The organism is Spirosoma rhododendri (assembly GCF_012849055.1).
Classification (GTDB): Bacteria; Bacteroidota; Bacteroidia; order Cytophagales; family Spirosomataceae; genus Spirosoma; species Spirosoma rhododendri.
Genome location: NZ_CP051677.1, coordinates 5,406,258 through 5,426,419, shown reverse-complemented (window position 1 = coordinate 5,426,419; position 20,162 = coordinate 5,406,258). Strand labels below are relative to the sequence as shown.

Annotated in this window: 19 protein-coding genes; 10 read left to right on the top strand and 9 right to left on the bottom strand. The window is 55.4% G+C overall.

Annotation, left to right across the window (positions count from 1 at the left end):
- The gene (locus HH216_RS22770; protein ID WP_169552948.1) at positions 1–1,677 is read right to left on the bottom strand and encodes a fatty acid--CoA ligase; all 1,677 of its coding nucleotides are present in this window, start codon (positions 1,675–1,677) and stop codon (positions 1–3) included.
- 77 nt (positions 1,678–1,754) lie between these two features.
- Positions 1,755–2,066, bottom strand: coding sequence for an L-rhamnose mutarotase (rhaM, locus tag HH216_RS22765; protein ID WP_169552947.1), 312 nt, complete (start codon positions 2,064–2,066; stop codon positions 1,755–1,757).
- 197 nt (positions 2,067–2,263) lie between these two features.
- Between rhaM and HH216_RS22760 the strand changes: the two genes are divergently transcribed.
- Positions 2,264–2,410: a hypothetical protein gene (locus tag HH216_RS22760; RefSeq protein WP_169552946.1), complete on the top strand. Its 147-nt coding sequence runs from the start codon at positions 2,264–2,266 to the stop codon at positions 2,408–2,410.
- 139 nt (positions 2,411–2,549) lie between these two features.
- Here the strand turns inward: HH216_RS22760 and HH216_RS22755 are convergent, their stop codons facing one another.
- Positions 2,550–4,184: a M1 family metallopeptidase gene (locus HH216_RS22755; protein ID WP_169552945.1), complete on the bottom strand. Its 1,635-nt coding sequence runs from the start codon at positions 4,182–4,184 to the stop codon at positions 2,550–2,552.
- A 67-nt stretch (positions 4,185–4,251) separates the two neighbouring features.
- Positions 4,252–6,312, bottom strand: a complete 2,061-nt coding sequence (locus tag HH216_RS22750; RefSeq protein WP_169553491.1) for a S9 family peptidase — start codon at positions 6,310–6,312, stop codon at positions 4,252–4,254.
- Between the two features lie 310 nt (positions 6,313–6,622).
- Between HH216_RS22750 and HH216_RS22745 the strand changes: the two genes are divergently transcribed.
- The 9 genes from HH216_RS22745 (at position 6,623) to HH216_RS22705 (ending at position 13,938) form a co-directional block, all read left to right on the top strand.
- Positions 6,623–7,492 (top strand): Rpn family recombination-promoting nuclease/putative transposase, encoded by an 870-nt coding sequence (locus HH216_RS22745; protein WP_169552944.1) that lies wholly within the window; start codon positions 6,623–6,625, stop codon positions 7,490–7,492.
- A 75-nt stretch (positions 7,493–7,567) separates the two neighbouring features.
- On the top strand, positions 7,568–8,329 hold the full coding sequence (locus HH216_RS22740) for an MBL fold metallo-hydrolase (protein ID WP_169552943.1): 762 nt from the start codon (positions 7,568–7,570) through the stop codon (positions 8,327–8,329).
- A 390-nt stretch (positions 8,330–8,719) separates the two neighbouring features.
- A complete protein-coding gene (locus tag HH216_RS22735; RefSeq protein ID WP_254448572.1) occupies positions 8,720–8,980 on the top strand; it encodes a hypothetical protein in 261 nt (86 codons plus the stop codon).
- Between the two features lie 51 nt (positions 8,981–9,031).
- Positions 9,032–9,493, top strand: a complete 462-nt coding sequence (locus HH216_RS22730; RefSeq protein ID WP_169552942.1) for an Hsp20/alpha crystallin family protein — start codon at positions 9,032–9,034, stop codon at positions 9,491–9,493.
- 164 nt (positions 9,494–9,657) lie between these two features.
- Positions 9,658–11,019 carry a glutamine synthetase family protein gene (locus HH216_RS22725; RefSeq protein WP_169552941.1) on the top strand — a complete coding sequence of 454 codons (1,362 nt, stop codon included), beginning with the start codon at positions 9,658–9,660 and terminating at the stop codon, positions 11,017–11,019.
- A 2-nt stretch (positions 11,020–11,021) separates the two neighbouring features.
- The gene (locus HH216_RS22720) at positions 11,022–12,062 is read left to right on the top strand and encodes an aminoglycoside phosphotransferase/kinase family protein (protein WP_169552940.1); all 1,041 of its coding nucleotides are present in this window, start codon (positions 11,022–11,024) and stop codon (positions 12,060–12,062) included.
- Positions 12,063–12,148: 86 nt separating this feature from the next.
- Positions 12,149–12,997, top strand: a complete 849-nt coding sequence (locus tag HH216_RS22715) for an HAD-IIA family hydrolase (protein ID WP_169552939.1) — start codon at positions 12,149–12,151, stop codon at positions 12,995–12,997.
- A gap of 52 nt (positions 12,998–13,049) precedes the next feature.
- Positions 13,050–13,463: an antitoxin Xre/MbcA/ParS toxin-binding domain-containing protein gene (locus tag HH216_RS22710; RefSeq protein WP_169552938.1), complete on the top strand. Its 414-nt coding sequence runs from the start codon at positions 13,050–13,052 to the stop codon at positions 13,461–13,463.
- A 7-nt stretch (positions 13,464–13,470) separates the two neighbouring features.
- Positions 13,471–13,938, top strand: a complete 468-nt coding sequence (locus tag HH216_RS22705; protein ID WP_169552937.1) for an RES family NAD+ phosphorylase — start codon at positions 13,471–13,473, stop codon at positions 13,936–13,938.
- 53 nt (positions 13,939–13,991) lie between these two features.
- Here HH216_RS22705 and HH216_RS22700 read toward each other — a convergent pair whose 3' ends face one another.
- From HH216_RS22700 to HH216_RS22680, 5 genes are all read right to left on the bottom strand, one after another.
- On the bottom strand, positions 13,992–14,249 hold the full coding sequence (locus tag HH216_RS22700) for a hypothetical protein (RefSeq protein WP_169552936.1): 258 nt from the start codon (positions 14,247–14,249) through the stop codon (positions 13,992–13,994).
- Between the two features lie 29 nt (positions 14,250–14,278).
- Positions 14,279–14,680, bottom strand: a complete 402-nt coding sequence (locus HH216_RS22695) for a hypothetical protein (RefSeq protein ID WP_169552935.1) — start codon at positions 14,678–14,680, stop codon at positions 14,279–14,281.
- 76 nt (positions 14,681–14,756) lie between these two features.
- Positions 14,757–15,710 carry a mechanosensitive ion channel family protein gene (locus tag HH216_RS22690; RefSeq protein ID WP_169552934.1) on the bottom strand — a complete coding sequence of 318 codons (954 nt, stop codon included), beginning with the start codon at positions 15,708–15,710 and terminating at the stop codon, positions 14,757–14,759.
- A 102-nt stretch (positions 15,711–15,812) separates the two neighbouring features.
- Positions 15,813–18,725 carry a T9SS type B sorting domain-containing protein gene (locus HH216_RS22685; protein ID WP_169552933.1) on the bottom strand — a complete coding sequence of 971 codons (2,913 nt, stop codon included), beginning with the start codon at positions 18,723–18,725 and terminating at the stop codon, positions 15,813–15,815.
- A 169-nt stretch (positions 18,726–18,894) separates the two neighbouring features.
- Positions 18,895–20,127 (bottom strand): NupC/NupG family nucleoside CNT transporter, encoded by a 1,233-nt coding sequence (locus HH216_RS22680; RefSeq protein ID WP_169552932.1) that lies wholly within the window; start codon positions 20,125–20,127, stop codon positions 18,895–18,897.
- Positions 20,128–20,162: the final 35 nt, after the last annotated feature.

The window sequence follows — 20,162 nt, the reverse complement described above, 5'->3', positions numbered from 1 at the left end:
TTAGGTGTTGAGAATTTGGTCTTTCATGTCGGTGCGAATGCGCTTCTTATCAATTTTACCGACGCTGGTTTTTGGTATCTCCGCAACAAACAAAATACGGTCGGGCAGGTACCACTTGTTGAGGTGATCCGCTTCGATGCGATCGCGGAGCATTTGCCGGATGCTGTCGGCGGTCAGATCAGTGCCGGGTTTCAGTACAACGAGCGCGTGCGGTCGCTCGCCCCACCGCTCATCGGGCAGACCCACAACGGCGGTTTCGGCAACCCCATCAATCTGCGACAACAGATTCTCAATGTCAAGCGACGACACCCATTCGCCCCCGGTTTTGACCACGTCTTTGGTACGATCGGCAATTATCAGCCAGTTGTCGGGCGTCACGCTGGCAACGTCGCCGGTGTGGAGCCAGCCGCCTTTCCAGAGATCGGCCCCGCGTTCGGGGTCTTCGTAATAGCCCTGTGTCATCCAATAGCCCCGCGCCACGACTTCGCCCAGCGAATGCCCGTCGTGGGGTACGAAATTACCATCGTCGTCCATGAGCCGGATATCGACAAAGGGCGCAACCCGCCCCGCCCGTGTGCGGTAATCGACCTGCTCATCGATAGGAAGTGGCCGCTCGGTATCGTTGAGCTGGGTCAGGGCCATGATCGGTGCCGTCTCCGACATGCCGTACCCCTGATACACCTGAATGCCCAGTTCAAGGGCGGCTTTGGCCAGCCCCTTCGTCAGTGCTGACCCACCGATAATTACTTTCCAGCGCGACAGATCGACCTGTTTCGCAACGGGGCTGTTGACCAGCATCGTCAGAATCGTCGGAACGCAGTGAGAAAGCGTTACGCCTTCGGACAGAAGCAGTTTCAGCAACACTTCGGGTTCGTACCGGCCCGGATAGACCTGTTTGGCCGATAGCAGCGTCGCCAGAAACGGAAAGCCCCACGCGTGGACGTGGAACATGGGCGTGATGGGCATATATACGTCGGCAGTAGACGAGAATGGCACCGCCTGGTAACCGCAGACAAACGTGCTCAGGCCCATCGTGTGCATGAATAACTGCCGGTGCGAGAAGTAAACGCCTTTCGGATTACCCGTTGTGCCAGTCGTGTAGAACGTCGTTGCCCAGGTGTTCTCGTCAAAATCCGGAAAATCGTATTCGTCGGATTCGTCGCGCAGGGCGGCTTCGTATTCGCAGCTAAACCCGGCCGGTACCTGACCCACGGCGTTCAGGTCGGTATATACCTTATCGTACAGAATGACATACTTCTCAACCGTTGTCAGTTGATCTTTTATGGCTGTCAGAATCGGCAGAAAATCTTCGTGAATCAGCACGACTTTGTCCTGCGCGTGATTCATCGTGTACAGAATCTGCGCGGGCGACAGCCGGACGTTGACCGTGTGCAGTACGGCTCCCATGCTCGTTACACCGAAAAAACACTCCAGATACCGGTGGCTGTCCCAATCCAGTACCGCGACCGTATCGCCCGGCGCTATGCCCAGTCCCGTCAGCATATTGGCCAGCCGCCGAACCCGCTTGTTGAACTCGACGTAGTTCATGCGAAACAGATCGCGATAGATGATTTCGCGCTGCGGTTCATACCGGAGCGACTGCGCCAATATGGATTTAATCAGCAGCGGTGGTTCAACGGCTTCGGGTGTACGGGGGATTAGTTTAGTCGTAACCATGGGTATAAAAGTCGGATGTGAAAATCCGAAGATAGGATTGACTCCTGGAAAGGTAACGGATTTTGCTGAAAAGACGCTTAGGGCATGTAGAATACCTCGCGCAGGGGGACGCTGACGGGTGAGTTATCGTCATTCGTATCCATCAGGTCGGCCATATAGGCCCACCAGCGTTTCACGATTTCGGTTTGGCCCAGCGCCTGCGATGATTCACCCGAAATTGTTTGACTGGCAAACAGCATGTCAGTGGATTCGTCCAGAAAAATACGGTAGTCGCTGATGCCGCTGTCGTGTAGGAGCGTCAGCAGCTCAGGCCATATCTCGGCGTGGCGTCGCTGGTACTCAGCCTGGCAACCGGGGCGGAGTTTCATGCGGAAAGCTACTACAGGCATAAAAGCGTGGGTTTTGGCGGTCAACAGCCGTTAATAAACAGCTATTTCTCGCCAAAACCCACGCTTTTACTTGATCTGTCGGTTCGTTGCCCTTAGTTGACCCGCACGGTATCGCGTTTTGGTTTGCCAAACGGTATCGACACGCCGAACGAACGAGGGCTCGATGGGGAGCTGTCCGCTTCCGGCGACCTTCCTTATTGAGCGGCTCAGCGGCCGCGCTGGGGTTGGGTGTTGACTGCATCAGCGTGCCGGGTGCCGACAGGGGTGAGTCGATTCCCGGCGGCACAACGGGCTGCGTATTGGTCGTTGCGGGCAACCGTCGGGTTGTCGAGTCGCTCGTTTGAGCATAGGCCGACGTGGCGGCACAAAATAGAACGGAAGCAAGCAGCAGACGCATGGTATAGAATCAGCTAAACGGATGTGAGTTTATAACCACTGTGCCGCGATAGTGTTGCGAAGTTGCGTGGTCGGGCTACACATTCGCTACAACTGCTTACACGATACGTAATAGTCGGCGTCGACAGTGAGTGTTTTGACGTTGGGGCTGTTTGCCGTTTGCCACCGCGCCGTAGGTTTCAGCAGTTGGTAGGGGCCGTTTTCATTGGCGCAGATACGCACCGGCATCGCGAAACCCGGTACCGTGTTGGCCCAGCGGTATTGAAATCCGCCCGGTGTAAGCCGGTATTCCAGCACCGGGACTTGTGTTGTCCGCAGGTATTGGTCGAAAACGGGTTTCAGGTTAATGCCCGACTCCTTTATCATGTAGTTCTCGATCTGCGCGGCCGTCACGGTCTGGTGATAGAACGTCTTGTTCATGCCCCGCAGGATTTGTCGCCATTTCTCGTCGTTGCCCACAAGCTGCCGGATGGTGTGGAGCATGTTGCCGCCCTTGTAGTACATATCGCCCGACCCCGACCGGTTGACGTTGTAGGTGCCGATGATAGGCCGGTCGTTGCGGATGAGGGCGCGGCAACCCACCACGTACTGCGCTCCGGCGGGTTTGCCGAAATAATATTCCGTGAACAGACTTTCCGAATAGTTGGTAAAACTTTCGTGAATCCACATATCAGCGACGTCGCGGTACGTGATGTTATTGGCGAACCACTCGTGCCCCGATTCGTGAACGATGATGAAATCCCAGAGCAGGCCCAGCCCCGTCTGCGACAGATCGCGGCCCCGGTAGCCGTTGCGGAAGCCGTTTCCGTAGGTCACAGAACTTTGGTGTTCCATGCCCAGATACGGTGCTTCAACCAGCTTATAGCCATCCTCGTAGAACGGATACGGGCCGAACCAGTACTCGAACGCTTTCAACATACGCGGCACCTCGCGAAACTGCTTGCGGGCTGAATCGCCATGGGTGGGTAGCGCGTAGTAATCGACCGTGAGCGGGCCTTTTTCGCCGTTGTACACCTCCGACCAGTGCTCATAATGGGCGATGTTGAGGTTGACACCGTAGTTGTTGATCGGGTTCTGTACGTACCAGTCGAAGGTGCGGGTATGGTCGCTGTTGGTCGTGACCTTACGGAGCCGCCCGTTCGAGATGTCCATGAGGTCTTCCGGTACGGTCACGCTGATGGCCATTGAGTCGGGCTCGTCGTAAAGGTGGTCTTTACAGGGCCACCACGAACTCGCGCCCAGCCCCTGATTGGCCGTGGCAATAAACCAGCCGCCTTTTTTATCCCGCGACCAGACGAAGCCACCATCCCAGGGTGGTAGCTTGGCGACGTGCGGTTTCCCCGCGTATCGTACAATCACGCTTTCCTGCTGACCAGTCTGCTGTGGTTTGGTAAGCGTGATGAAATACGCGTTGCCATCCTGCCGAAAGGGGAGCGACTTACCATCCTGCTCGACGCTGACCATTCGCATCGGACGCTGTAGATCGATCTGCATCCGCTGCATGGGTTTCAGCACTTTGTACCGAATTTCATTGGTGCCGCTCAGGGTACTGTCGGTCGGGTCGACGCGGACGCTGAGGTGGTAAAACTGAAGATCCCACCAGGCCCGTTCGGGCGTAACAGACCCGCGCAGCGTATCGTCGTGGGTAAATTCATACCGCTGTGCCTGCGCATGGGTCAGGCTGAGGAGGCAGACGGTAAGCAGAACAAAAAACGATTTCATAGCTAGTGTACGGGGGTTAGGAAGGTTGTCTGAGACAGCAGGGATGCTGTCTCAGACAACTAGAAGATCAGCGTGCACCCGGCGGGCAGTACTGTTTCAGGTAATTGGTGTAGAGCGTCCGCAGGTGCTGATTGGTGCCGGGGCCTTCCGATATGCCGTGCGATCGGTTGGGGTAGGGCATCACCTGAAACTGCTTGTTGTACTTCACCAGTTCGTTGATCAGCACTTCGGCATTGTCGTAATGCACGTTGTCGTCGCCCGTACCGTGGATGTAGAGCAGGTTACCGCGCAGGTTTTTGGCGTAGGTGATGGGCGAACCGGCAACGAAATCGTCCAAGTTTTCCTGCGGCAGGCCCATATATCGCTCCTGATAGATGTTGTCGTAGAACAACTGATTACCCACGGCGGCAATGGAAATACCGGTTTTGTAGATATCGGGGTATTGAAACAGCAGGTGCAGCGTCGTTGAGCCGCCACCGCTCCAGCCCCAGACCGCCACCCGGCTACTGTCCAGATACGGATGCTGGCTCAGCAGCTTACGCGCACCCATCGCCTGATCGCGGATGTTAAGCCGACCAATTTGCCGGTAAATCGACTTGCGCCAGGCGGTCCCTTTCAGGTTGGGTGTGCCCCGGTTGTCGAGCGCGACATATACGTAGCCATCCTTCGCCATGTCGCCGTTGTACAGCCGGTTGGTGCCGACCGAAAACCCATCGTCGACGGTGCTACCCGCCGGTTCGCCGTAGACGTAGAAAACGACCGGGTATTTTTTCGTACTGTCGAAATCGGCGGGGCGGGCCATCCAGCCGTCGAGCGTAACGTTGTCGTCGGTGGTGAGCTGAAAAAACCGCACGTTCGACTTGTTGATTGGTTTGCTGTTAGCCGCGATGCTGTTTTGTGCGTTGACGGGCGTATGCGCGGGCAGGCTTATCCACTCGCGGGTGGGGGGCGTCTGATAATTGCTGAAGCCGTGCAGGGCTAGTTTGCCGCCGGGCGAGAGCGTGTACGTATGCGTTCCGGCCAGGCCCATCGGCGTTACGCGGGTCGCTTTGCCTTTGCCGTCAAGCCCCGTGCGATACAGATACCGCTGCGTTGGCTGATCGGGTGACGCTACGAAATACACCTGCTTGCCTGCTTCATCGACCAGTTCGAGCGACGCGATGTCGTAGTTGCCGGGCGTGAGCAGTGTTTCCTGTTTGCCGTCGGCACTGATGCGGTAGATGTGCCGCCAGCCGTCTTTCTCCGACACCCACAGAAACGACTTACCACCGTCGAGCCACTCCCAGCCGCTGGGGTCGCCCTCATTCCAGCGCGCTTTCGAGTCGATCCAGGTTGTGTTGGTTTCGGTGTGAATGGCGTTGGCCGCGCCCGTAGCGGGGTTGCAGACGAATACTTTACTTTGATTCTGCTTGCGGTTCAGCTGTTCCAGAATCAGCGTGCTGCCAGTCGGGAACCATTCCATCCGGGTCAGGTAATGCTGCCGCGAATCGCCGGGGATGGCGAGCCAGCGCGTCGGGCCACCCGTTACCGAGACTACGCCGGCGCGGGTAGGCGAGGGGTCCTGCCCAACCTTCGGGTACTCGACCGGCACGACGTGCGAGTAAGCCGAGTCGGTGGTGTTGAGCATCAGATAATCCCGGATCTTGCTGGCGTCGACCTGCCAGTACGCAATCTGCTTGCTGTCGGGGCTCCACCGGAAGCCGTCGCGGCAACCGAATTCTTCTTCGTACACCCAGTCGAATGTACCGTTGATCAGCCGGTCGGTACCGTCGGTCGTCAGGGGCGTTACGCGGCCGGTCGCAACGTCTTCGGCATACAGGTTATGGCCACTGACATAGGCTACTAGCTTACCATCGGGCGACAGTTTGGCAAACATCAGCGACTGAGCGGGCCGGTCTTTACCGATCTGCCGCAGCTGCCCCGTTTTGCGGTCGAGCAGGTAGTAGTCGCCCCGTGTGTTGTAGCGCCAGACGCGGGCGGTGTTGGTATAGACCAGCACCGCATTCGTATCCGCTGATAGCGCAAAGTCAGTGATTTGAAGGGGCTGATCGGTGCCTGGCTGCTTGAGTTGGCTACTGCTCAGAAACGGTGTTTTCAGACCCGTACGCATATTGTTGCGCGAGATCATGCCGGGTTCGGCGGTCAGCAGCGTGTTGCCATCGGGTGTCCAGTGGGGTTGTCGGCCCGGCACCTGCGCCTGTGTTGTCAGAGCGGCAAGCAGCAGCGAAGCAGTTAGTAAACGAGTGGAGTGAACGGGGTTAGTCACAAACAAAGTGGGTTCATGATGAAGAATTGACAAAAATAGGTGCTTTTCAGCGGTCAATCGGTAGAATAGTGATGAGAGGTGGTACGGTTTTGGTGAAGTCAGCGCGAGTTTTCATGCGGTTAGTCTATACTTGTAGACACAGTGTGTACTTCGCACTACCCGTAACTGACGCATGGATTTGTACAAAGACGAAAAACGATTTATCCCCTTAATTTCTGACTACGGCTTTAAAGTGACGTTTGGCAACGAGTCGGACACCCGCTTTCTGCGGAAGGCCCTTCAAGCGCTTATAAACTCGCCCAATGCCATACAGGAAGCAACGTTTGTGCAGAATGAGATTCAGGGCATAACCCGCGACAGCCGAAGTGGCATATACGATCTATTTTGCACCGATGAGGTCGGGAATCAGTTCATTGTAGAGATGCAACTGGGCAGATACCCGGAGTTTATTCAACGCATGAAATTCTATGCCCTGTACCGACTCAACACGTTGATTCAAAAAGGTGAGTATTCGTTTGATAAACTACCCCGTATTTATTGCATTGGTATCTTGGCGGCTACGACTCTGCACCACGTGTCTAACTACCATAACGTAGCAGTTTTGAAAAACGCCAACAACCAACTGATTGACGACCAGATAACGTATATTACGCTGGAGTTAAGTAAATTTAGCAGAGAGCTTTCCGCGATCAGCAGCGATCTGGATAAACTCGCCTACACAATGAAGACACTTCACGAAATTACCGATACAACGCAGTTTCCGCCGTTTTGGGACGAGGAATGGTTACGCCTTGCCATTGATGAACTGGACAAGCGATCACTCTCGCCAGAACAGCGGCTACAGTATGAAATGACTATTTCGGCCAATGCGCAGGTCGTGCAGGCTGAAAAGCGCAAGATTGCGGAAGCAAGAGAATCGGTAAAGACAGAAACAGTGCGAAATGCCCTGCGGAAGGGGCTCGATACAACCCTGATCGCTGAGATCGCGGGTGTGTCAGTCGATTTTGTCAATGCGGTTCGGAAACAACTACTGAGCGAGTAAACCTGAACCGGTTTTGCCCGGAAGCGGTTAAAAAGGAGTCTGTCATTGCGTTTGCTGGCAGGCTCCTTTTTCATTATGTCGTTAGTGTTTGCAGCCCTGAATTCGGGGAGTAATGCCAATTGTTATTACGTCGGTAACGACGAACAGGCCGTACTTATTGACGCGGGCTTGTCCTGTTCGCAAACTGAGTTCAGGATGCAGCGGCTGGGGCTGGACCCGCGCCGAATTCAGGCTATTTTCGTATCCCATGAGCACACCGACCACGTACGGGGTGTGGCCCGGCTGGCGAAAAAATACGGTCTGCCCGTTTATGTTACCCCCAAAACGGGGCGGCAGCTATCGGGTTTAGATCAGAAGCTGGCCGTGCTGTCGCTTTGTGATGACGCGCTGATTCAGGTTGGGGATTTGCAGGTACACGCCTTCACCAAATACCACGACGCCGTCGACCCGCTTAGCTTCGTCGTTAGTCAGGCGGGTGTCAACGTCGGGGTATTTACCGACATCGGCACACCCTGCGATCGGCTGACGTATCACTTTGCCCGTTGTCAGGCGGCTTTTCTGGAAGCGAACTACGACGAGCAGATGCTGGAATACGGCTCGTATCCGCACTACCTGAAACAGCGAATCCGGGGTGGGCACGGTCACCTGTCGAATCAGCAGGCCCTCGACCTGTTCCTAGCCCACCGCTCGTCTGACCTGTCGCACCTGGTACTGGCGCACCTGTCGGCGCAGAACAACTCCCCGCAGGTAGCCCACGACCTGTTTCGCCCGCATATGGGTACTACCCGCCTGACCGTCGCATCGCGCCTTAGCGAAACACCTTTATTTTCTATTTAAAGAGGGTTTTTAAACACAGAGGCACAGAGACTTCACAGAGCAATCAGAGAATTATTTTCTCGATTTTCTCCGTGAAGTCTCTGTGCCTCTGTGTTTAAAAACCCTCTCAAACCTCCATGGACTATGTCTCCACAGTCCACTTTCGCGCCAGCCTGTTCATGCGCAGCCATTCGGTGCAAGCGGTCCGTGAAGACACGGGCCGAGGTAGATAAACTCTGTTTTCTCCGTGGAAACCTCCGGGCCTCTGTGTTTAGAAAAAATTTTCAGCGCAGTTAAAATATCCACTCACCCTACCGCGACTATACTGTATAGCGGCAAACAAATGGGTGCGCACCTGATACCGACGAGTTGGTTTGTTGGCCGCTGTTGAACCATAAAACAGACATCATCATGAAAATTTGGCGAATAGCAGCCCTGGCGTTGGTAGCCGGACTAGCCCTGTTCCTGATAACGGTATTGCTCAAAATGCTCATTATAGCCGTAGCGGTGGGTTTGCTGGTGCGGGTCGTTGGCTTCCGGTTGGCGAGTCAGGTATTTGGCCGGGTCGAGCGGGGTGGATGGCAAATGAATCAGCCCATTGCTATTGATAGTCCGGTCTACCGAACCCCCGCGCGGCAGATGGCGTACGACCGGGTCATTCAGATCGGCTAAGTTGGCCGACACGTTTTAACACAGGTAAACACAAAACAGAACAACACAATCATGTATAACAAGCAAGGATTTCAATCAGAACATAAAGGCGGTTGCGGCCAAATGGGGCGCGGGCGGTTTGGCGGTCAGTGGGGCCGTGGTAAGTTTGGTAAATTCTGGGGTGGACGGATGGGTATGTTCGGTCAGCCGCCAATCAACATCGAAGAAACCGATGCCGCTTTCACCATCTCGCTCTATGCCGCCGGTCTCGACAAATCGAAGGTGACGATGGCCGTGAAAAACGACGTGCTGACTATCGCCTATCCGGGTGCTGAGTCTGACAATCAGGAACCAACCGATACAGGCTACACTTATCAGGAGTTCAGTCCACGCGGCTTCGAGCGGCAGTTTCAGCTCAACGGCAAAGTGTTGATCGACCAGATTTCGGCGACGTATACCGATGGCGTACTGAAAGCGACATTGCCCAAGAACCCCGAAACCAACAAACCAGCCCAGACAATCACGGTCGGGTAAGTGGTTGTAAACCAGAGTCGGATGTCTGGTTTACATAAAAGCCAGTTCACGGTCGTGGACTGGCTTTTTGTGCGTATGCATTCTGGCACGAAAAACGCAACTGATTGGGTAAAATAGTACTTTCGCCGACGGTTCGTTCTGACGGTAACCGGTACTTTTCGCCTATGGATCAGCAAGCGGCTATCGACTTCATCACACAAGCAGACATTTCCAAAGTCAAGTATGCCTTTGCCGACGTCGACGGGGTGCTGCGGGGTAAGATTATCAGCAAGCAGAAATTCCTCGACGGGCTAACTGATGGCTACGGCTTCTGCGACGTAGTCTGGGGCTGGGACTGCACCGATACGCCCTACGACAACGGCGCACTGACGGGTTGGCAGTCGGGCTATCCCGATGCCCCCGTCCGGATCGACCTGAGTACGTTGCGGCAGGTGCCGTGGGAGAACGGTATTCCGCTTTTTCTGGCCGATTTCAGTCAGCCCGGCAACACGCCCGACTGGGTGGCCTGCCCGCGTAGCCTGCTCAAACGCATAGCCGCGCAGTGCCGCGAGATGGGCTACCACGCCGAATACGCGCAGGAGTTCGAGTGGTTCAACTTTCGCGAAACACCCCAGAGTTTGCAACAGAAAGGGTTTCGGCAGCTGGAACCGCTGACGCCGGGGATGTTTGGCTATTCGATGCTGCGCCCGTCGCTGGAAAACGCCTTCAATAACGACCTGTTCGACGGCCTGACCCAATTCGACGTCGCGCTGGAGGGGCTGCACACCGAAACCGGGCCGGGTGTTTACGAAGCAGCCATCCTGCACGACGAGGTGGTGCGGGCGGCTGATAAAGCGACGCTGTTTAAAACGGCAGTGAAAGAAATCGCGTACCGGCACGGCATCGTCGCGACGTTTATGGCCAAATGGAACGCCGACCTGCCCGGTTGCAGCGGCCATATTCACCAAAGCCTGTGGACGCCCGACGGATCGAAAAACCTGTTTTTTGACGCCAGTCAGCCCGACCGGATTAGTCCGCTGATGCGGCAGTTCATTGCCGGGCAACTGCACTGCCTGCCCCACATCACGCCCATGTTTGCCCCGACTGTGAACAGCTACAAACGGCTGGTGGAAGGCGCGTGGGCACCGACGACCGTTACGTGGTCGCTCGACAACCGGACAACGGCCCTGCGCGTGCTGAATCGGAGCGAAGCCTATACCCGCGTCGAACACCGCGTATCGGGTGCCGACACCAATCCGTATCTGGCGATTGCGGCTGCGTTGGCGTCGGGCCTGTACGGCATCCGGCATCAGTTGTCACTCGACATCGATCCGTCGACGGGGAACGGCTACGCCGATACGCGCAACGGGGTGTTGCCAACTAATCTGGCCGACGCGACCCGGAAAATGGCCCAATCGCCGGTTGCCGCCGAACTATTCGGCCCCGAATTTGTCGACTACTTTACCCGTACCCGCGACTGGGAAGCCCGGCAATATGCCCGGCAGGTCAGTGACTGGGAGTTGAAACGGTATTTTGAAATTATCTGAGTATGCGTTTAGTTGATTATCCCACAATCATCCGGGCGGCCTGGGCGGGTTTCGACGCGACGGTGCCCATTCTGTCGATCACCGACATCAGTGCGAAAGTATCGACCAACCACGTCTTCAAAGTAACCTTCGACGATGGCAACTCGATCATTGCCAAGCTGTCGTATTTTGGGTCGTATGAGCAGTTTGTGGAAGACCATCGCATCATTCACGCGCTGTCGAACAACCTGCTGTACCCGTTTGAGAACGTGCTGGCCAAGTCGCTCCTGCGCGATGGGCAGGTGTACACCTACCGGCACAAAGACGGGTTTGTCGACGCGTGGGTGGTGTTTTACAACCCCATCCGTAGCGTATCGAAGCTGCCCCGGCGGCTGAACGAGCAGCAGATTCGGCGGCTGGGTCGCGAGATTGCCTTATTCCACAAGGCCTGTTCGCGGGTCAGTACCGTGCTGCCCAAATCCTCGAAAACGATGCGGTCCGACATCTGGGATCTGCTCGATTTCCTCGACTCCGACACGGGGCAGTTCGAGCACCGGATGCACATTGACGAACTTCGGCGGCAGTGCGACATTTTCCTGCAAAACCGGCAACGGCTCGTGGCCGGAACGGTCGAAACGATGCCCGTTTTTGTCGACTGGAACATCGGTAATTTCTCCGTTACCGACGATCTCGAACTGTATTCACGCTGGGATTACGACTGGTTTAGGATCAGTTACCGGGTGCTCGACTTTTACTTTTTCAGCCGCGTAACATCGAATGTTGGCGACCGGACGGTGTTCAGTTACCACATCGGCCCGCTGATGGAAGACCGGTTCATCATGTTTTTGCAGGAGTACCACAAAGCCTACCCACTGACGGAGAACGAGATTCGGTTTCTACCCGAAGCGTACCGGTTTTTCCTGCTCAACTACGTCATCAAGTACGGCCGCTACTTTTTCCACCGCACTTACGCCATCAAACTGCAACGTGAAGCCTACGAACTGCACTTCCCGTCGATCGACACCTTCGACGTCGACAAGCTGCTCCGGGCATTGAATTTATGAGTTTAAGGTTTATGGTTTGATGTTTAAGGTTGTTCTGAAAGCCTGCATATCTAACCTTAAACTTTAGACATTAAACCTTGAACCAAATGGACCTGTCTTCCTTTAAAGCCGTTGCCGATAAGTATAAATTCATCTTTTTCGATGCCTTTGGCGTGTTGAAAAATGCCGAGGGGATTTTGCCCGGTATTCAGGATACGTTCGACTGGATGCGCGACAGCGGTAAAGAGTTTTTTGTCCTGACCAATGACGCGTCGCGGAGTCCGCAGGCATTGGCGGAGTCGTACTACCGGCAGGGATTTTACGCCATCACGCCCGAACGGATTATCTCGTCGGGGATGCTGGCCCGCGATTATCTCGACCTAAAAGTACATCACGGTACGGTGGCGTACCTGGGTACGGCCAATTCGGCCCACTACCTCGAAACGGTCGATCTGAAAACGCTGCCGATCAGTGAAGTTGATCTGAAAGATGTGGCCGATATCAACGCGCTCGTCCTGCTCGATGATGAGGGTTTCGACTGGAACACCGACATCACCAAAACGGTCAATCTGCTTCGTAAACGCAATATTCCCGTTATCGTGGCCAATACCGACGCGACTTACCCGACCTCGAAAACGCGCATTTCCATTGCCATCGGGGCTGTAGCACGTATGATCGAAGGCATTGTCGGGAAGCAGTTTATTAACTTCGGCAAGCCCGACGCGCAACTCTTTATGTTTGCCTACGAACGGGTGCAGGAGCAAACTACGGGAATCGGCCGCAGCGATATTCTGATGGTGGGCGACACGCTGAAAACCGACATCCTGGGCGGCAACAAATTCGGCCTCGACACCGTCCTCGTCCTGACCGGAAACACCCAATCCGACGACGCCGATATTCTCATTCGAAGCACGGGCATCATCCCGACCTACGTGTGCGACTCGATCGTGGGTTGAGTTTTGGTAGGTGACAAAATTCACGTATATTCAAGACATAATTCACTCGAACATGGCAGGTATACAGTCATCGCCTATTTCTTCCTCCCGCGTTGCATCGTTTGCGCTAGTGCAATCGTCGCGTCAGGGAATCCTGCGGGCACAGGTCGATGAAGTGGCTGCGCTGGTTGGGCTGACCGACAAAGAGATGGCATTCGCCCTTAACATGACGCCCCGCAATCTGCACCGGCTTCGCGACGATCAGCGGTTCGATACCAATGCGTCGGAGCGATTGATTCTATTAAAGAATCTGCTGCTGCACGCATTGGATACGTTTGACGGGCGTAAACCGACCGTGTTGAACTGGTTGCGTACCCCGATTCGTGAACTGGCTAATCAGGCACCCGTACAACTGCTGGATACCATAACGGGCTTTGGATTGGTCGATGACGTACTCGGTCGGCTTGACTACGGCCTGCCAGCCTGATCCGTCGATGCCTACACTGTACCGTATCATCCGGGATAAGTTTCGCCACGAATCACTGTCGACGGTTGGAAGTCGGTTGTATGGCGGCCGCTGGAATCCTAAAGGCACTGGTGTTCTCTATACCACATCGACGCCCGAACTGGGACTTATTGAAACGCTGGCGCATGCCCCCGCCGTTCGGTACGAAGAGCTACCCACGTACTGGGTGTTTACGCTGCACGTTCCCGACGATATCCGCTACTATCAACGCAGTGAACTACCCGATTTCTGGCAGGACGATACCTATGAACGAACCCAGCAGTGGCTGAACGACTGGCTCACAGAACCCGATGTGCTGGGTGTTGCGCTGCCGTCGGTGCTGGTACCCCTCTCGTTCAACGTCATGCTACACCCGGCACATCCGCTTTTCGCGCAGATAGACGTCGTGGCGCAGGAGATACAGCCTCTTGACCGTCGTCTTTGGCGAGACCAATAAAAAAACGCACATGTATTGACTACATGTGCGTTTTTTTATTGAGTCGATGTGGGTTAACTGTACGACCCTTTGCCGTTGTCGGGTTTGTCCATACCCCGGTTCTGGTGGGTCATCGGTACGTTTTCGGCGGGTTCGTCGCCGTTCATGTACTCATCTTCCAGAGCCTGATTAGCGACGTCGCCGGTGGGTAGGTCTTCGTCGGGGAGTTCGCTGCTGACGCCACTGTCACCCTCTACCGATTGATTTTCAAGACCGTTGGGTGAAATGGCCTGTTTTGCCCGGATGATGTCGTCTTTGTCTTCGCTTTCCATGATCATTGAGTTTGTGGGTAATTGATTGCTTATTTTCGGGTTGTCAGCACGGTTGGACCGGCGGGGTATTCAACCTCCGCATTGTCCTCGGCCGAGATAAACACCACGTCCGGATTTGCTACGGCCGTGGCTGCCAATTTTGCTTCCAAGGCTTTGCCTGACGGGGTGAGCTGGCCCAGCTTACGAACGGTCCGGTCGTTCGATTCCATCCAGACCAGATATGTGGTCTTTGGCGGATCGAGGTTTTTCGACGGGGCCAGATTCGCTACGTCGACGTTGACAACGTAGTTGGCGTTTTTGTCTTTCTTGACCCGAATTGTACCGGTTGCCGCTGGTGCAATTGTCGAGTTCAGAAATGTCATCTTCGGTGTACAGGCCTGCAAGGAAATGACGGCAAGCAATAGCACGAGTAGTGTACGGAATGGCTTCATGGAACAAGTTGTTTTGGTACCAGATAAACCGATGAAGTTACAGGAGTGTTTACCGAAGCTGATTAGCGGGTGTAGCCTACCGGGCCTGAGAGGACGGCTGAGTCGCCGGACTGTCGGGTTGGTTGTCGAACAGAACGACCGTGTGCGGAAACGGCATATCGATACCCGCCCTGTCGAGGGCCAGTTTGATGCCCGTAACAACCTGATCGCTGATTTTGAGCACGTTGGCCTGTGTCGATTCGGTCCAGTAGAAAACGGTCAGGTTTACGGATGACCCGGCCAGTTCCGTCACGTACACCCAGGGGGCGGGGTCAATCAGTACACCGTCGATACCCGCCAGCACGTCGTGGATGACCTGCCGGGCGTCTTCAATTGAATCGGTATAACCGATACCAACGACGAATTTTGTCCGGCGCTTGTTGTAGGCGGTTCTGACGAGTACCGAACTGGTATACACATCGCCGTTGGGCAGAATGGCCCGTTCGCCGTCGTAGGTTTTCAGCCGGGTCGAGCGCATGTTGATTTCCTCAACCGTACCCTCAAAGTCTTTCACCCGAATCTGATCGCCGACTTTGAACGGGCGTCGCCAGAGCAGCAGCAGTCCAGCGAAGAAATTTTGCAGGATATCTTTGAATGCGAAGCCGATAGCTACCGATGTGATGCCAAGTCCGGCAATAATATCGCCCGGTTTGAACGAGGGGAATATGACCACGCAGGCCGCCAGAAATCCAAAGATAGTAATGAGCGTACTGGCGATACGGCTGATTAAGTTGGCCAGCATATCATCAATTGAGTGCGTCTGAACGGCTACCTTGTTGATGATTTTCCGGACGCCTTTCCCCAGCAGCCAGAACACCAGAAAAACGACTACGCCAACGATCAGATAGGGCAGTCGTTCGACGCTGTCTTTGAGAAATCCTCTGACGGTACGCCAGAACAGTACGATACCGTCGTTAATGGTAAATGGCGGGGTATTGACTTTATCGGGCTGGCCATACAGCCACAGCGTCTGTAGACGAACAGCATCCATGGTAACTAATCGGTTGGGTTAGTAGTACTTGCAGGTGGTTGCCCTGTATAAGCTATCAAACCGACTATTTGTTATGGACGTGTTCAGCGGGTGCGGGGGTACCTAGCGCATACTTACATTGTCCCGCAGAATCTGTACGTAGCCTTTTAGTACCTGTGGGGCGGCATTCCGGTCCAGCACCGCGTAGCGCACCGTCGCCTGGTAGTAGTATAAGCCGCTGGGCAATTCGGTGCCATCACTCGCCCGACCGTCCCAGTTGAGCGTGGCCGTCGTCGTCTCATACACCTTCGTACCGTAGCGGTTGAACACCACAAAACTTACACTTTCTACCGCCCGCGCGCAGCGCAGCGGCTGGAAGGTGTCATTCTTGCCGTCGCCGTTGGGGGTGAACACGTTGGGCAGCGCAAAGTACGGACAGGCATCGTTGCACACCTTGTTGGACGGTACGCTTTCCTGCCCCCGCGCATTCACCGCTGTCACGTAGTAGCAACCCGCCACCGTCGTTAGACTGCTGTGTTCGAAGGTAATCGTTGGCGCGTTGACGCTGGTCAGCAGCGCGGGCGTATCCTGACTGTAGCGGCCGTAGTAAATCTTGTAGCTGACCACGTTGACGTCGCAGTTAATGCCGCTCGTCTGCCGCCAGCGCAGCTTGTTGGTGAAGCTGGTCTGCCCGCACTGACTTTCGGGCGTCAGGCTGGCGCAGTTCAGGCTGTCCAGGCCCAGACTCACCGGGCAGGGCTTTGTCGTGTCGGTAGGCATGGCGCAACTGATCTGACTGTAATTCTCCAGCGTTCCAAACACGGCCAGCCGGGCGTCGGTGTAGCGGCCCCTGGTTATTACCCGGTAGCAGTAACTGCTATCCGCCGTCAGTACCCGGCTCGTGTTGCCGTCCCGCGCCACCAAATCGTTACCCGTGTCGGTAAATGTGTACGTGTTGGGGCCTTGCACGGGTACTTCGGCAATGATGTTAAACGGTCCATTGGGTCCTGATCGACTGCGCAGGATAGTGTGAGTTAAGTTGTCGTTGCTCCAGGGCGTGTTTGTCTGCCAGCTTAGCACTACCTGCCGGTTGGCCGGATTCGTACTCAGCCGCACACTTGAAGCCGCGTCGGCTAGCCCCAGCGAGGTTAGTTGCCGGGTAGTGGGGTCGGTGTAGAAAAACTCGATTTGGTAACGATACGCGTTGGCCGTTGTGTTGAGCGCGCTGGTCGAACTGCCCTGATCGACGTAAACTGTGTCGATCACGTTGCGATCCAGATTAGTGTTGACCGTGCCGATGGTGACGAAGTTAGTGCCCGTTAGGCCCGTCGCTCGTTGGATGCGGTACTCGTAAGGCGCCCCCAGATCACCGGCTTTCAGATCGAGCGGGCGTGCCCAGCGCAGGGTAATCCGGCCTCTGGTCTCGTTGGTGGAATCGACGGTGACCTGCGTAAGTACGGGTGTCAGGCGGGGTAGTTCCAGACATACTTGCTGGGAGGGTAGACCCAGCCCGCCGTTGTTAACGTCGCCGGGGTTACGGGCAACGATGATGTAGGAGTAGGTGACTCCGCGCCGGAGGGCAGTGGTGTCGGTGAAGCTGGTGGCGGCGTAGGGCACCCGACCCACTTCCACAAAGCCCAACCCGGCGGGTGGTCCGGTTACGCATTGTTGCGGGTTAAAAGGTGAACAGGAACCTTCGCGCCGGTAGACAATGAGTTTAGTCGTATCGGGTCCCAGTCCAGCATCGACAATACGGCCGCAGCCGTAGGCCGACCAGTTGATCTGGATAGATCGACCTCCCGCCAGTGCACTCGCGCGGCCGGTGATATTGCGGACGGCGGGAGCAATAACGCGGACACTCAACGTAGCAAAAGACACCAGGGAAACGGTGCCGCGCGGAACAACGTCATTGACTTTGAGCGTGATGTCATACGGTTGGTTGCGAACCTGATTGCAGTTCGTTTGCCAATAAAACGTAGCTGTGCCGGGCTGGGCCAGCGGTATCCCGCCGTTGATGAGCCGGGCATATTCAGGGCTGATACTCAATCCAGCGGGTAGGGGCAGGCCGTCGGCGGTCAGGTTCAGCGGCCCTCCGAACGCCGTGATGTTGACCCGCTGACCGTCGGGGTCGGTGGCGGTGATGGGCTGCTGAATCAGGGTGCCCGCTTCCACGCAGAGCGACGCTCCCGCAATCAGCGGCCGTTTGTTTGGCTGATCGACTACTACGATCTGCATATCGCGGGTGACTTCGCCGATGAGTACACCGTTGCGCCATTCCTCCACTATGAAGGCGAAGTTGAATTGCCCGGCGCGGTTGGGTGCATCCCAGCAGAGTTGGCCGGTTCGAGCGTCGATGGTGAAGCTAGGCGTACCGCCCGATTCGCTGGTGGTGCTGTAGACGGTTGGGTCCTGATACACCGGAATGAAGCGGCTCCGGCAACCACCCAGGCTTTCACGTGGCCGACTCAGCCGGTATGCCAGGCTGTCGCCGTCGACATCGTAGGCGGCTGGGTTGTGGCAAAACCGCTGCCCCACGCGGGCCGAGTCGAGGGGTGGGTTAAGTAGAACCGGCGTCGAGTTCAGGCCCAGGTTGGGCGCAATCAGAATCGTCGTTGAAACGGAGAAGCTGATATTGAGCGATTGATCCGGTGGTGGTAGATTTATCGTCAGGTTATTTCTATTGACGATAAATGTGCTGATCGTATAAGTACCCGGCCCGGGAAACGTATGGGTGGTTCGATAGATGTTGATCGATGACGTACGACCGTTCAGGAAGCGAATCGGTGCCAGACGACTGACTTTTTCAGTTGAATTATCACCGAAGCAGAAATCTACTTCGGTCGTAGTAGCAGCGGCCTCTCGTCCACGTTGCTCATCGAAATAAGCCGTCAGGGTTATCTCGTACGTAAGTGAGGTGGCCGACAGGCGTCGGGTGGTAATTTCCCCCGCTCGTACGTGTGTTGCCCGACTCTCGTTTGGCAGCAGAATAAACCCGATAAAAAGAACCGTAAGGACGTAGGTACAGAGCAGGCGCATATTCTTAACGCTGTTTTAACACCAACGACGGGTTGGGTTAGATCAGCGTCATATATACACTATACGGTAGGTATTTTAATGCTCTGCGAGTGACGAGTCTAGATGTAGTTTTGACTGGCAGTCAGCAATCAAATTGTCTGGGTGTACACAGCGAGTCAGAAACCGTTTTTTACAACAGCAGGCCTGCTAGTGTGGCCGACATATAAGAGGCTAACGTGCCGCAGATCAGGGCTTTGAAGCCAAGCTTTGCCAGATCGCTTCGGCGCTTGGGCGCCAGCTCACCGATACCGCCAACCTGAATGGCGATGGAGCTGAAATTGGCAAAACCACACAGGGCAAAGCTGGTGATGGCCACCGTTTTGGGATCGAGGGTGGCCTTGAGTTTGGTTAGTTCCAGGTAGGCCACAAACTCGTTGACAACCATCTTGGTGCCCATCAACGACCCGGCCGTTTCGACATCTTTGCTCGGTACACCCATCGCCCAGGCGAAGATGGAAAACAGCTTGCCCAGCAGGAAATTCAGGCTCAGTATCGGGAAGCCGACCAGACTGCCAAACTTGCCGAGCAGCAGATCGACCAGCGCGATCAGTGCGATGAAGCCAATCAGCATGGCAACAACGTTCAGACCAATTTTCAGCCCTTCGCTGGCACCGGCGGCAATCGCGTCGAGCAGGTTGGCGTGAGTTTTCGAAATTTCCAGTTTTACCGTTCCCTGCGTTTCGGATACCTGCGTTTCAGGATATACGATCTTACTGATAACCAGCGCGCCGGGAGCTGCCATCAAGCTCGCTGCCAGCAGATATTCAGCCGGAATACCAAATGAAATATAGATGGCCATAACGCCACCGGCGATACAGGCGAAGCTACCGGTCATCGACGCCATCAGTTCCGAGTTGGTCATCGTGTTGATGTACGGCTTGACCATGATCTGCGCTTCAACCTGCCCCACAAACGCACTCGACACGTTAGACAGCGCTTCGGCACCACTGACTCCCATCAGCCATTTCATCACGCGCGCCAGTACGGCTACTACGCGCTGCATGACGCCCAAATGGTAGAAGATGTTGACCAGTACGGCTACGAAAATGATGGTCGGGATGATCTTGAAAAAGAAAATGGTTTCCTGACCAAAAGCCCGGTTCAGCATCGCCCGGCTTACCAGCGGACCAAACACAAAGTCGCCCCCTTTGTCGGCCAGATCGAGAAGCTTCTTGACGTAGTTGCCGATGATGCTGAACAGGTTTTTACCAGCAGCCGTTTTCAGAATGAATACCGCCAGCCCCGCCTGTAGCCCCAGCCCGACGCCCACCGTTCGGAGATTGATTGCTTTGCGATTATTCGACATTGCGAAGGCAATGCCCAGTATTAGAACGATGCCAATCAGGCCAGTAAAACGCTCCATTCAGTTCGTACAGGTTGCGATTAAGGCAGCGAATA

Bases quoted from the DNA above. Each gene is read 5' to 3' on its own strand.
- HH216_RS22690 (WP_169552934.1), bottom strand. From the start codon at position 15,710: ATGGATGCTGTTCGTCTACAGACGCTGTGGCTGTATGGCCAGCCCGAT.
- HH216_RS22755 (WP_169552945.1), bottom strand. From the start codon at position 4,184: ATGAAATCGTTTTTTGTTCTGCTTACCGTCTGCCTCCTCAGCCTGACC.
- rhaM (WP_169552947.1), bottom strand. From the start codon at position 2,066: ATGCCTGTAGTAGCTTTCCGCATGAAACTCCGCCCCGGTTGCCAGGCT.
- HH216_RS22720 (WP_169552940.1), top strand. From the start codon at position 11,022: ATGCGTTTAGTTGATTATCCCACAATCATCCGGGCGGCCTGGGCGGGT.
- HH216_RS22695 (WP_169552935.1), bottom strand. From the start codon at position 14,680: ATGAAGCCATTCCGTACACTACTCGTGCTATTGCTTGCCGTCATTTCC.
- HH216_RS22770 (WP_169552948.1), bottom strand. From the start codon at position 1,677: ATGGTTACGACTAAACTAATCCCCCGTACACCCGAAGCCGTTGAACCA.
- HH216_RS22680 (WP_169552932.1), bottom strand. From the start codon at position 20,127: ATGGAGCGTTTTACTGGCCTGATTGGCATCGTTCTAATACTGGGCATT.
- HH216_RS22745 (WP_169552944.1), top strand. From the start codon at position 6,623: ATGGATTTGTACAAAGACGAAAAACGATTTATCCCCTTAATTTCTGAC.
- HH216_RS22730 (WP_169552942.1), top strand. From the start codon at position 9,032: ATGTATAACAAGCAAGGATTTCAATCAGAACATAAAGGCGGTTGCGGC.
- HH216_RS22700 (WP_169552936.1), bottom strand. From the start codon at position 14,249: ATGGAAAGCGAAGACAAAGACGACATCATCCGGGCAAAACAGGCCATT.
- HH216_RS22705 (WP_169552937.1), top strand. From the start codon at position 13,471: ATGCCTACACTGTACCGTATCATCCGGGATAAGTTTCGCCACGAATCA.
- HH216_RS22685 (WP_169552933.1), bottom strand. From the start codon at position 18,725: ATGCGCCTGCTCTGTACCTACGTCCTTACGGTTCTTTTTATCGGGTTT.
- HH216_RS22735 (WP_254448572.1), top strand. From the start codon at position 8,720: ATGAAAATTTGGCGAATAGCAGCCCTGGCGTTGGTAGCCGGACTAGCC.
- HH216_RS22715 (WP_169552939.1), top strand. From the start codon at position 12,149: ATGGACCTGTCTTCCTTTAAAGCCGTTGCCGATAAGTATAAATTCATC.
- HH216_RS22725 (WP_169552941.1), top strand. From the start codon at position 9,658: ATGGATCAGCAAGCGGCTATCGACTTCATCACACAAGCAGACATTTCC.
- HH216_RS22740 (WP_169552943.1), top strand. From the start codon at position 7,568: ATGTCGTTAGTGTTTGCAGCCCTGAATTCGGGGAGTAATGCCAATTGT.
- HH216_RS22710 (WP_169552938.1), top strand. From the start codon at position 13,050: ATGGCAGGTATACAGTCATCGCCTATTTCTTCCTCCCGCGTTGCATCG.
- HH216_RS22750 (WP_169553491.1), bottom strand. From the start codon at position 6,312: ATGATCTCGCGCAACAATATGCGTACGGGTCTGAAAACACCGTTTCTG.